The sequence below is a fragment of the Granulicella aggregans genome (assembly GCF_014203275.1).
Classification (GTDB): Bacteria; Acidobacteriota; Terriglobia; order Terriglobales; family Acidobacteriaceae; genus Edaphobacter.
In genome coordinates, this window is sequence record NZ_JACHIP010000012.1 from 42,987 (window position 1) to 55,636 (window position 12,650).

Consider the following 12,650-nt stretch of genomic DNA (forward strand, 5'->3'; position numbering starts at 1 on the left):
CTGTTGCGAGGTTAGGTAGATGGGCGATCCAGTCAGCGAAGCAAAGCAAATCGGCAGATTTCTAATTCTTGGTGAGCTAGGCCGAGGCGGCATGGGCGTCGTGTATCGCGGAGAAGACCGGCTGATTGGGCGTGAGGTCGCGGTCAAAACGCTGAACGAAGTCACGCCGGAGTTGCGTGAACGCTTTTATCTGGAAGCGCGTTCCGGCATTTTGAGCCATCCGAACATCGTGACGGTCTATGAGCTTGGAGAGCAGGATGGAAGGCCCTTTATCGCCATGGAACTTGTCGCTGGGGACTCGCTCGAAAAGATGCTTCGTACCCGTAAGCGAATCCCCCTGCTCGAAGGGCTATCGATCGTGGAGCAGCTTTGTGCCGGCCTTGGACATGCTCATAATCATGGAGTCGTACACCGCGATGTGAAGCCCGCGAATGTTCTTGTGCGTCCCGATGGCCGTGTAACGATTGTCGATTTCGGAATTGCACGCCTGGCGGACCAGACGCGCCAATTGACCAAGACCGACGCTCTGCTCGGAACGTTTCACTATATCGCTCCGGAGCGCTTGAAAGGTGAGCCCAGCGATGGGCGTGCGGACATATGGTCCGTTGGGGTGATGTTGTACGAGATGCTGTCGGGCGAGTTACCGTTCAAGGGAAAAGATGTCTCTTCGCTCTATCGTGTCATTAACGAGCGCTTCGTGCCGTTACAGGAGTATGTGCAGTCTCTGCCTCATGGCTTAGAGCAGGTGCTGGAGCGCGCCCTTGCCAAGGAACTGCAGCACCGTTACGCGACAGCAGAGGAGATGGCGTTCGACCTGCAGATGATTGCGGAAAGTCTGAAGCAGGACCGTGTTGATGCCCTATTGCAATCGGCAAGAAAGCTTGCGGAGGATCGCGAGTATGCAAATGCTCGGGCGGTGTTGCTACAGGCGCAGCGCATCGATCCCCGCAATACAGATGCAAAGGCGTTGGTCCTGGAGGTACAGAACTCCCTGAATGAGTTGCAGCGCGGCGAACAGCTACGGCAACTTGTTGAACAGGCGCAAACCGCTCAGGAGGCAAAACGGTGGGAGGATGCAGTTCTCTTCCTGCAGCAGGCGCAGACGCTCGACACGGAAGGGGCCTTTAGTATCCCCATGCGTTTGCAGAATGTGGAGGAGCTGAGAGCTCAACAGCAGGCTTTGGTGGGTCTTTGGGAGCAGGCAAACGAGGCTCGCAGGCGCGGCGATCTCCCCGGGGCCCAGTGGTTCCTTAGCGAAGCGTTACGCATCGACGCACGCAGCACCGATCTGCGGAATGCCTACTCGGTCGTCGTCCGTGAGATACGCCGTAAGCAGGAAGCGACCAAGGTCGAGGAGCTGTTGCGGGGTGCAAGAGAAAGCTACACCATGCGGCGCTATACCGAGGCCATCGAAAATCTGCGCACGGCGACAGAGATCGATCCCTCAAATCCTGAGGTGCAGGAGCTCTTGTTCACCGCATCGACGAAGCAGAGAGACGAGCGAAGGCAGCACCTGCTGGATCGGCTCGTTCTGGAGATCCAGGAATCCCTGGATAGCGAAGACTTTTCGCTCGCCGAAGATAGGGTTACTCGAGCCCTGGATAAGCTTCCAGGCGAGGCTGCATTGCTTCGCCTGCAAGAAGAACTACTGAATAGTAGGGCAGAGCACGAGCGGACTGAGACTGTACGAGCGGCGATGCTGTTGTCACAGGATCTATTCGCGGACGATCCCATCCAAGCGATGGAAGCAATTGAAGCCGGCCTGGCAAAGGCTGATGGAGACCCCACGCTCCTCCAGGCGCGTGAGCGTTTGCAGCAGCATCTGGTGGATGCTCCAGTCGCCCCTGTCTCATCGGGGAGCTCTGCTCTCAAGGGAGAGCCGGATGAGGCTGACACAGAGCCGCTAGAGATGTCGAACGAGGCGCACGATGCAGGCAGTTACTCTGCCGCAAAGGTTGTTGCTTCTCCGGCTTCTATATCCGCTCAGCCGAGCGCGAAGCATGGGTGGTTCCAACGCTCGTCCCGCATCTATTTCTATGCTGGAGGAGGGCTGATTATTGCCGCGGTCCTTCTGGTAGCTGGCCATGTGTTCCACCACAAGCGTCCGTCGATGGATGCCCCTCAGGCAGTCGCACAGAAAGCCGTTTCTGCCCCAACGCCAGCCAAGGAGCCGGCCGCCGCAGTGGCACCGCGATTCGATCTGCTGTTAGACGCTTCTCCCTGGGCCACGGTCGTCGACGTCCGTGACGCGGCAGGCAAAAGCATTTCGCTCCCCTCAGATCAAGATGTCACTCCATTGCGGTTGGCAGCTCTTGCAGCGGGTACTTACACCGTGCAGTTGCGTGGAGCGGACAACCGGCAGAAGACGATTCAATGCGCCGTCTCGGAGGCTCGACAACCTTGCACAACCGATATGGGACTGCTCGATATACAGCAGCTCCTGAAAGGAGAGTAGCCATGAAAGCCATATGGTGGAGCGCGGCAATCTTCGCGACATCGATGACGGTGGCGACGCAAGGGCAAAACAACGCGAGTGCAAGTCAGCTTGCCAACTCAGCCAAGCATGCACGCGACGCCGGAGATCTGCCCAGGCAGGCAGACGATCTATGCCGCGCGGCCACGCTGGATTCCAAGTTTGAGAAGCGGTGCGAGAAGGCCAAGGAAGAACTCTCAAAGGCTTTGGCCCAATACGACGCTGACTATAGCCAGGCCGTCTTTGAAGCTCAGCACAAGGATTGGGCTGGAGCTGTGCGCGACTTAAGCAAGATCACATTCGGCCCTCGCCATGATGCCGCGCAAGCTCTCTTGCCCCCGCTGCGGGTGGAGGCGCACATAGGTTCTCCCGAAGAGATCAGCCGCTCAGCACTACAGTTGGCAAACACTTTCTATGCCGCGGGCAAACTCGATGACGCAGAAAGCTGGTTGAAATATGTCGCGGTGCCTGCGATGCAGACGGACCGGCACCAGATGGAGACAGATATCCGCGTGTATCGCGAGACCATGCAGGTTGCGAATCAACTGCTTACGCGGCACGATCTGAACGGCGCTTCCCAGAAGTTTAAGTTCGCCGCCGGGATCGTTCCCAACGGCCCGGGAGATCCCAAGGGACAGCTCCAACAGATTCAGGCACAGATGTCCGCGATGCAGCATCCGACAGCACCGCTCAACACACAACAAGTTGCCGCTAGCCAAGCGAATGCCAACGCCGCGAAGCTACAGGGCTTGCTCGAATCCGGGAGCAAGGACGAGGCGCGCGGCGATTTTCGAGGCGCATCCAAAGCATACGCGGCGGCCCTATTGCTCGATCCGACTCAGAAGGATGCGATCGCGGGCCGCAAGCGTATAGAGGCCAGGCAAACGGGCGACCCCAAGGCGCTGGAGGCCCTGCTCCAGCAAGGTGTCACGCAGTTTTATGCGGCGCAGTATATCCAGGCCAGCGACATGATCGGATCCTATCTCTCCAAAGGTGGCAAGCCGCACCAGGGCGCAGCACAGTTCTACATGGGAGCGACGCTCACGGGAATGCAGATTGTTGCTGATCCTCAAGACACAGCGCATAACGACGAGCTTCGCCAGCAGGCGCAGGAGCATTTCAAAGCAGCTCGCAAACTCAAGTTCGAGCCAGTAAAGAATGCAATCTCGCCAAAGATTCTGGACCAGTGGGAGCAGACGGGCGACACGCAATGACTTATACACAAAATGAAGAACAACCCCAAAGCTCTCTGCACATTGAAGTTGGCGCTATGTCTGATGTAGGCCGCCACCGCAGCAACAACGAAGACTGTTTCGGCTACGATCTGAACGCACGTCTTTTCGTCGTCTGCGATGGCATGGGCGGGATGGCCGGAGGAGCACTTGCAAGCAGCCTTGCTGTCGAACGCGTGCTGGACACCTACGGGGCACTTATCCCTAGTCCTATGCAACCGGAGGATCGACTGCACGCCGCGATTGCGGCAGCTAACGATATCGTGTGGTCCACCGCCGACGAAACTCCGACCTTGAAAGGCATGGGAACCACCCTGGTTGCCGCCTGCATCGAGGATCGTCGTATCGTTATCGGCAATGTCGGGGACAGTCGTGGCTACTTCCTTCGGGCCGGCTGCTGCATGCAAATTACCGAAGATCATTCACTCCGTGCCGAGGAGATCCGGCGGCAGCGGGACACCGGAGAGCCAGCCAACCTGGCGCTCGCACCCGAGTTCATCACGAGGGCCATAGGCGCGGGGCCGGAAGTGCGCCCAGACTATTTTGCTGCCGAGCTTCAGACGGGCGACTCTATTCTTCTGGCCACCGACGGTCTCACTCGCTATGTCGATGAGCAACAGATCCGTCATGCAATCGAGTCTTCCGATGCGGCGCAAGAAGTATGCAACGGGCTCATCGGGATAGCGCACACGGCAGGAGCCGCAGATAACGTCACCTGCTTGCTGATTCGCATACACTAAGCGACTCCTCGGTACCAGAAGCACGATAGAACCGAAGCAGTCATCACGAAGAGGCCTTCCACTCGGAAGGCCTCGATTGGTGCTTCCTGCTGCTGTTAGCGAACCATCTGTGGCGTGCATCGCAGGCCAGACCTGGCGCTGGGAGACAGCAAGATCGCGCCCGCTCCAGACAACTCGATTCTTTCAGTCAGAGAGATGCCGTTGACGACGATCGGCGCTCCGGAGATCTCAAGCGGGTAAGCAAGACGCGTAGGGTTCGCAGCCTGTTCTACTCGTCCACGATCCGCCAGATGAAAGAGCGCCCAGGCACCGGAGAATTGAAGCGGTAGGTTGTTGTTGCCGTAGCTCGCAATCAGCTGCGCCTGCTGTGAGTTCTGCGGAGACCAGTTGAACGCATGCGTGACGTCGGCTCCGGAGGTCTTTTGCTTGTCCAAGACAAGCGTCACACTCTGAATTCCAGGCGACTGCGGTATATGCACGGTGAACTGTAGGCTCGGTGTGGTAGCGCCTGCGGGAAACATGGCATTCGAAAATGCGGCAAGCTCGTTGAAGAATTGTAGAAACTGTGGCGTAGGCTTCGGGTTCGCCATAGGTTGGGCGACCCACTGCGTGCCCTGCTGCACGACAAGCGATTTAAGGTTGTTCGCGTAAAACTGCCATAAGGTCCCAGTCCCAGGTTGCAGCGTTGCTGTGACCTCGGCTGGAGTCGCTTCAATCGTCGCAGTGCGATTGAAGGGATACTTTGTGAGCACGGGCGCAAGCGTCGAGCAGAACTGCCGCCCAGATACGTTGATCTGGGCCGGCACCGCGCCATGAGCTACATCCTCCACAGACGTGATTGGTTCCTGGAGCAGACGTGTCAGCGTTTGCTCCACGTGCGCCTGGGGGTCCACGTTGAAGGCCTGGGCGGTCTGACTAACTGTACCGTGCGCGCTGATCGCAGCGGCGATCACGCTCTGGGCCGCGGTCGGATTGCCCGCAGCATTCGGGTCTTGTGCAAGCTGCGATACAGCTCCCTGAAGCGCTACCAGACCATTGATGTATGCCGTGTTGGACGGTGCGATGAAGCGGTCACTCAAATCCGGAGGTACAAGCGCCTGGGTTGGCTGAAACTCCTTGCCCACCGATGCATCCGCGACAGCCGTGTTGCGCGACGCTGTGAACACGAGCGCAAGCAAAGCTGAGGACGGTGACGAGAGACTGCCAAGTTTCTGCGCTGCCTCGGAAAGACTGTGGAATCGCACCACGGATGCCGATCGCAGATAGCTCTGCCACTGGGCGTTGAAGTCCGTGAGATAGCGATCCGCGAGCTGGGATGCCAGCCCATTGCTCGAAGCCGACAGCGGTGCCTGATCGCCAAGCACCCAGGACTCGCCCGTGAAGAAACTGTCAGGACTTTTCATCGCGGTTTGCATGAAGGTATAACCTGCGCGGGTAAAGGCTCCTGGCACCACGTGAGTCTCAACCACGGTGGCGGCCGAGCCGGAGAACAGGCGGTTGAAGTCAATCGAAGGCGCACTGCGGTTCGCCGCGGCGAGCATGTTTTGATACACGCGGTCGACGCTGCCAAAGCTGTTCAGGAAGGTCCTAGCCTGCATCACCGTCGGCTGGCTGGGCGAGATCTGGTAGATGGGACCAAGCCGGAGTTCGTCGCCGAAGAAGTGGAACTGCTCGCTGGCAAGCTGCTCCTTATCCCCTTGCCCAGTGCGGTCCGCAAGCCACGCCCGAGTGAGCACCGGGGCGAGAAAGTCTCCACTGCTATACTGTGGAAACGACGTTGTGATCAGGTAGGCGCGAAGCGGATTGTAAGTGGCAAGATAATCCGCATCACTGGGCGCGGTCGTCGGCAGAGCATCCAGGTTGTGGCGAAGGCGTGTTTGTGTCGCATCGAGCAGAAGCCAGCGGAAGCGCTCAAAGTAAAGCGCGCGCGTGGTCGGAATCAATGCCTGACCACGATAGAGTCCCCAGCGAAAGCGCCAGGGCGCGCCATTTCGATCGAAGTCTCGAAGCTGCAATAGCGCGAGGCGAAGGCGATCCAACGAGGCGAGCTGCTGAGTGTCTGCAAAGTCCGTCGTCGCGCCAGCACCAGGCAGCGATGCAGCGGCATCGCGGATATTCCGTTCAAGCGCCGCGTTGTTGATGTAGGACACGGTAAGACCGACGCTCCACACTAAGAGAGCAAGCGAAACCGATGCGAGTGCAATACGCCGCACTAGAACCACACGGCTGCTCGCGGCCATCGCACTCTCCTGCTCGCTTTTTGCCAGGAACACCAGAGGAAACAACTTCGGCAGAAAGCACCATTGTGCGACTCTGCGCGTGGCCCCTGCGCGCAGGGGCGTCTGTTCCGCCTGCATCTCACGTAACGAGAAGATGCCGGTCGCGTCCGCGTCGGCGAATGCCGCCCGTGGGGTCTGCGCCGGCTCCACAACGGGACGTTCAAAGACCTGCGCACGCACCCCGATGCAGGAGAAGCTGCGTAGCACTGGGTTTGCGTTCAGATGGCTTGGACGCACCAGTTCGACGAGATAGTTCGTCAGGGGATGGCGCAGCTTCTGCATCTCGCGCGGGAACTCGTAGATGCCCGGGATGCTTGATGGGTTGCTCTCGCGCCCCAACATTTCAAGGCGAAACTCTGAGAGCGAAAACAGTAGCTGGTCGAGTGAAGAGGACACCAGCGCCGAGGACCGTTCGGCATACACGCCATCGCCGATGCTGTTTTGTGGAAACGTGATACCGAGACGTTCCGATGCTTCTGCCTGCGACAGGTGCAGAACATATTCGGAGAATCCCGCAATGCGATCCAGCTTAGTCAGTATGACGTGAACGGGAAGGTCCACTCCGAGCTGGCGTGCGATTTCGCGCAGGTTGGCGTTGGTTTCGCGCGCAAGGGTGACGATCTTCTCCGCCGCATCTTCTCCAAAGAATGCCTCGCTGCTGACACAGACGACCGCCGCACGGAGCGGTCTCTGCCTGTTTGTCAAAGAGGCCATGAGTCCCGGACTTGTGCGACGTACCAGCGTGCTCCACAGGTTTGACTCGCGCGTCAGTGGCTCGCCCGCATCAACGAATACGCTGTCTCCTGCATACCAGAGATTCAACTGCTGTGTCGGCACGACAGCGCCGTCCTGAAAGACCTGCCCCGCGAGCAGCTCGGGGTCGAGGCCGGACTTGCTGATCGCCGTGGTCTTGCCGCTGTTGGGCGCTCCCAGGACGTACAGCAGGGGCATGGTGGTCAGCGCGCTGCCGCTGGTGCGCTGTGCCATCTGCAAACGCTGGACCCCAGAGCGGATCAGTATCGAGAATTCGGAGGCCTCGCGAGCAGTTGCAGTGCGGGTTGCAGCGCCCTGGTGCCGTGACCAAAGCCAGTAGACAAGGTATGCGGCAAGCAGACCGAACAGGGCGAGCCCCGCCCTCAACGCCAGAAGCGTTGTTCCTGCAAGATGAAAGAGCGGGCCGGCAAGCCAGCCGACAACAATCGCAAAGACAAAAAATAATCCGGGCACAAGAAAATTAGTCACACAAGCCCCTTACATGGCGCCAGCGACGGCGCTGTGGAGGGCAGCCGCGCCCGAGGTGAGAAGGATGGAGTAAACACAGAAAGCAATCAACAGAACGAAGGCCAAGGCACCAGTTGCCCACCACAATGATCGCGTCAAGGTATCCGCTCGCCCTCCGGCCTGGTTGGCCTGCAGGACTATTACGCCTGCACCAATCCTTGCATCGCCGCGAATTCGCTGAATGCGGGCGCGGGCCTGACGCAGCATGTCATAGAGCTCACCGCTATCACCGAGCGCATAGCGGCCGCGATATCCGAGATGGAGGCAGATGCAGTGAAGCTCGAGCACATCGGCAAGCTGTTGTGAATCCTGCTCAGACAAGTAGCTGCGAAGATTTTGAAAGAACGTCTCCCCAGCAAGATGTCCACCGAAGAGTTCCTCCTGAAGCGGCCGCCTTGCCCATTGCGCAAAAACTGGATCCTGCAGGTTCAGGACGCTTTCGTCCAACAGCGCAACGACTGCAAACACGCAGCCCTGGATCTTCTGATTGTCATACCCGAGGTTGCGCGCCTCTTGCATGGGAGCCTGTAAGAGCTGGCGCATCTGCCTGCGAAAGATGTCGGCATCGGCTACGGTCTGCAAGCGGAATCGCACACGCACGATCGCTGTGAGTGCCTCCTGGAAGACGAATGCGAGACTGTTACTGCGCGTCGTGATCATGAAGTAGGTTCAGTGACTACGGACAAAGTGAAATCCGGATCTGCGATTTCGCCCGGGATGTATACGCCCACCGAGCGAGAGTTGAGAATGTGTTGCCAGCATGGGCCTGCCGTGTCGATTGCGTAGTACTGCATATCCGCCGCCGCCCGCAGAGCCGCGGGAGGAACTTGCAGATGGGTGAGCGTCATTCCGGGCAGCGCACGTTTGACCAGCTCCTGAACAAAACGGGTAGAGCAGACTTTTACGAGCCGCGGCACAAGACGAAGCTGTTCGGATTCACCGAGCGAAGACCGGATACCCAGTATCCATCGCGAGCGTCGCAGGCAACGCTCATCTTCAACCTCCGCGCTGTACAGATAGGGCGCCGTTGCATGGAACTTCAGCGCAACTGTGCTGGTTGGAACGACGATTTCCAGATGCCTGTAGATATGGGCACACAAGGCGCGAAAGCCTGGTCCGGGATCGACATGGTCATAGACCGGAAGCTCACGCGGATCGGAGTCCAATGCAAATGTGCAGAGCGCGCCGGCAAGACGAGAGAGTTCGAGGAAACACTCCGATGGATGGGCATGAGAATGCAGCACCAGGTGACGGAGCGCTGGAATCGCGCTATGCAGAGCATGTAAAAACCAATAGTTCGCAATGTCCATCGGAAGGCTTCCGGTCTGGAGCTTCCGGGAGACTTCCACTGGCCGAGCGATGGTGGTGCTCTTTTCCGCTACGACTTCGATTAGCCGCTTGATTGCAAGGAGCAACACCTCGCTGGCATCGGTGTGCAACAGGCACGGGATGAAATCAGGATCGTAACGGAAACCTCGCGTTGTGTCGCGGGCGATCCGCGCGATTGGAATAGTCAGAGTGCCATCGGCCACCTCACGCGAGGAGACGATGCGTATATTTTTTTGCGCAAGGCCGACCCGCTGTTCGTCCACGCCGTTTGTCTCATCGCGCAGTGTGCGGTCCACCACACTGAATCGCGCGCCACGCTGTTCATTCTCGTCAGACGTGACGTTAACGCCGTTGTCTCTTCGAGGCGCAATGGCAAGATATAGCGTCAATTCGGAGTCTGTAGCTTCAGCAATAGACGAGACAGCGACGGGAGCAGGCAAAGCGTCAGCTCCCGGCATATCGAAACAAAGTCCATCGGGAAAGATGCCCGCTGCGTACCGCACGGCGATCGTTCCGTTCGCAAGACTTTCCTGGTCCATCAGCAGATGCAACATGCCCCAGGGTTCTCGCCAGAGACTCGATGCGACAAACGAGAGTGAGTCTTCAAAGAGGCGGCTTTGGGTTTGAAAATGATGTGGAGCAAGGTACATGCCCTCTGACCACACCACGCGCGACAACATTTTCATAGTCAGCCATTTCCTACTGCGGAAGAGAGATTCACTTAGTTCTCCACCACTAATGGGAATAACAAGACGCATTCTGTTTTATTCCTTAGGCAGACATTAAGCAGAAGGAGGGCTTCGATGAGTGAAGAGCCGATAGAGCAGCAAGTAGACAAGGACCGCCTGAGTACACCTCCATTTGGCAGCTTGCGTGGAAATGCAGATTCAGACAACCTACAGAGCACGCGGCAACCTGTCGATCTAAGCGGGATCTTTCGCCAGGTTCCGGTTGGTCGAAACTCCATAGGCCCAGCCTCGCAAATAGATAGGCTGCCAAACGCCGCAGCTGATCAGGCTGGGTTCACACAGTTGTTTCAATCGCTGACTCCAAAGAGTCAAGATCTATCTCAGGCACCTTCATCCTTCGAGGAAAACAAGCAACCTGAGTGGAGAGCGTCCGATCTGGTTACTGAGAATCCAGGTGGCAGCGATCGTCCAAAGAACATCTCAAATCCTCTTCCGGGAGAATTTACCCGGATGTATGAAGCGCTGCAGCCGGCCCAACGGGTGGTCGAGCGCCAGCCTATTTCGCTTGGACGGCCTGCCGCTTCGCCTCAGCCTTCGTCCATGATCGGCGGCTTTACCCAGCTCTTGCGCACACTCTCGAGCGAAGAAGAAGTTGAATCGCGCGTGGAGGTGCGGCCGCTCCCCGCAGCCCAGCTCCTGCCACAGGAGCAGGGCGAGTACACCCGGATTGTCTCGCGGTCCGTTATGCGCGAGGCAAGCCTGCGAGGCCATGTGCAGCCGCCCCCCGAAGGAGCGACCACCCCTGCACCTGTTGAGAACGCGTCCAAGGCACGCTCTTTATCGGAGGCAACCTTCTCTGCCGTGGCATCCAGTACCGCTGTTGCTGCGCCATCCATCGCGCCGGAAGCGAATATTGCTCCACAGGCTACGCCCAGCAGAATTCAACCTTCGCAGCCAGTTGAAGGCGACAGCTTGCAGCGCTACCTGCCCTTGCTATTGATCGCGAATCTATTCCTGACCGCGGTCGCGTTAATCATGCTCATGGTGATGCTTGCGCATCATTGAAGCTTGGCAAGCACCTGAGCTTCGATACCTCATCCTGCTCGACTGGCCGAGGCTTCGGCTGGGACAAGGATAAGCTCCATAGATGCGTTGGCGATATCGCCTGGAACATACATGCCGAAGTTGCGGGACCGCAGAATCGTCTCCCATGCAGCCCCTGAGCGATCGAGCGAGAAGTATTGGTAGTTGAGTTTGACGGGGATCGCCTGCGGCGGCGCGGCCATGTGAGTCAGTGGGACGCCCGGCAGCGCTTGCCGGATCAGCGTCTCAAGATGGGTGGCGGAGCACACTTTTACCAGCGCGGGGGTTCGCTCAATGAGTTCCGCACTCGATATGTCAGCAGCAATGGCAACGTAAGCTGCACCGCTGAGATATTCGTCCTTTTCAATCTCAGCGATATAGACGGAGTCCGTGGCACGGCGTAACGGTAGAGCGATGAATCGCGTCGGGATGACTGTGTCCAGGAGAGCAAGGATCTGTGAACCCAGCTTCAGGAAACATTCACCCATCGCTTTGTGTTCATACCGTGGAAAGTCAAGGGGGCCAGCCGTATGCGAAAAGGTCGTGAGCGCGCCTCCAAGAGAGAGCATCCTGGCATACAAAGTCTCTGGATGAACGTAGGGCGCACGGAACAACTCCAGCAGCACAGGCAGATTCGTATTCATGGTGTACAGCAGCCAGAATCTTGCAACATCCGAGGCGCTGAAATCCGCGAGTGACTGATTGCGTTGCCGGCGGCTTCCGGCAAGTTGAGCGCTACGCGACGAGATCACTTCCACCAGGCCGCGGAGCACACCGCGCAGGCGCTCATTGGCATGGACATTCAGCATCGGAGGGATGAAGTCCTGGTCGAACGCAAACGTTCCTGCCTCTGTTCGGACAACACGCGCAACAGGCAGCGTCACCATGCCTTCCAGATCTTCTCCCTCAGCGAGTATTTCAAAGTTCTTGCGTGCAAGAGCGACGGGTTTTTCTATCCCCGAGCCGCTCTCATCTCGCATCATGCGTATCTCTGAACGGAAGCGCGCGCCAGATCCATTGCCTCCCTTGAGCGCAACGTTGATTCCCCCATGACGGTGTTGTGGCACCGCCAGGTAGAACATGCAGGACTTCTGTTCCACCGTGAAGCACTCGTCCAACATCCGTGAGCCAGGTGGCAGGTCAATCGCTGTCGTGTCGAACGCCAGGCCATCCGGGAACAGGCCCTGCATGTCCGTGATCTGCAACCTGCCATCGTTCAGGCCCGCCAGATCAAAGGCCAGAACACTCAATCCCCACGAGCACGATGAGAGCGAAGTCAGTAGAAAACGGAACGACTCCTCAAAGAAATGATCCTGTGCCTGTAGATGCTGTGGTGTGAGAAAGACTCCCTTGGACCAAACGACAGATTGAAGGTGCCGCATATCTGTACTCCCTGCTTTGTGAATTCGCGCAATTTAGCAGCGTTTCTTACCTTAAGCAGAATCTCCAAAGAATCACTCAGGAAATTCCGCACACATGGGAATAGACACGCATAGCGGTGTGTTTATTCCAGTAGAGCAGTGAAGGCGGCCCGCAGATCTCGC

At 58.0% G+C, this 12,650-nt stretch carries 8 protein-coding genes; 4 read left to right on the plus strand and 4 right to left on the minus strand.

The window, feature by feature from the left end:
* Positions 1–19 precede the first annotated feature (19 nt).
* Genes HDF16_RS24535 through HDF16_RS24545 form a run of 3 tightly spaced genes read left to right on the plus strand, consistent with a single transcriptional unit; the run spans position 20 to position 4,445 of the window.
* Positions 20–2,455: a serine/threonine-protein kinase gene (locus HDF16_RS24535; protein ID WP_184222600.1), complete on the plus strand. Its 2,436-nt coding sequence runs from the start codon at positions 20–22 to the stop codon at positions 2,453–2,455.
* A 2-nt stretch (positions 2,456–2,457) separates the two neighbouring features.
* On the plus strand, positions 2,458–3,687 hold the full coding sequence (locus HDF16_RS24540) for a hypothetical protein (protein ID WP_184222602.1): 1,230 nt from the start codon (positions 2,458–2,460) through the stop codon (positions 3,685–3,687).
* Positions 3,688–3,743: 56 nt separating this feature from the next.
* Complete coding sequence (locus HDF16_RS24545; RefSeq protein ID WP_184222604.1) at positions 3,744–4,445, plus strand: PP2C family protein-serine/threonine phosphatase; 702 nt, start codon at positions 3,744–3,746, stop codon at positions 4,443–4,445.
* A 95-nt stretch (positions 4,446–4,540) separates the two neighbouring features.
* On the opposite strand, the gene HDF16_RS24550 is transcribed toward HDF16_RS24545, so the two are convergent.
* The 3 genes from HDF16_RS24550 to tssK (HDF16_RS24560) are packed head-to-tail and all read right to left on the minus strand — an operon-like array spanning position 4,541 to position 10,020.
* Positions 4,541–7,966, minus strand: a complete 3,426-nt coding sequence (locus HDF16_RS24550; RefSeq protein ID WP_184222606.1) for an ImcF-related family protein — start codon at positions 7,964–7,966, stop codon at positions 4,541–4,543.
* A gap of 9 nt (positions 7,967–7,975) precedes the next feature.
* Positions 7,976–8,665 (minus strand): DotU family type IV/VI secretion system protein, encoded by a 690-nt coding sequence (locus HDF16_RS24555; protein ID WP_184222608.1) that lies wholly within the window; start codon positions 8,663–8,665, stop codon positions 7,976–7,978.
* Entirely contained in the window at positions 8,662–10,020 is a 1,359-nt protein-coding gene (tssK, locus tag HDF16_RS24560) for a type VI secretion system baseplate subunit TssK (protein ID WP_184222610.1), read from the minus strand. Before tssK (HDF16_RS24560) ends, HDF16_RS24555 begins: the two co-directional genes overlap by 4 nt.
* Positions 10,021–10,533: 513 nt before the next feature.
* Here tssK (HDF16_RS24560) and HDF16_RS24565 point away from each other — a divergent pair.
* A complete protein-coding gene (locus HDF16_RS24565; RefSeq protein WP_184222612.1) occupies positions 10,534–11,088 on the plus strand; it encodes a hypothetical protein in 555 nt (184 codons plus the stop codon).
* A 29-nt stretch (positions 11,089–11,117) separates the two neighbouring features.
* Here the strand turns inward: HDF16_RS24565 and tssK (HDF16_RS24570) are convergent, their stop codons facing one another.
* Entirely contained in the window at positions 11,118–12,488 is a 1,371-nt protein-coding gene (gene tssK / locus HDF16_RS24570) for a type VI secretion system baseplate subunit TssK (RefSeq protein WP_184222614.1), read from the minus strand.
* Between the last annotated feature and the right edge of the window lie 162 nt (positions 12,489–12,650).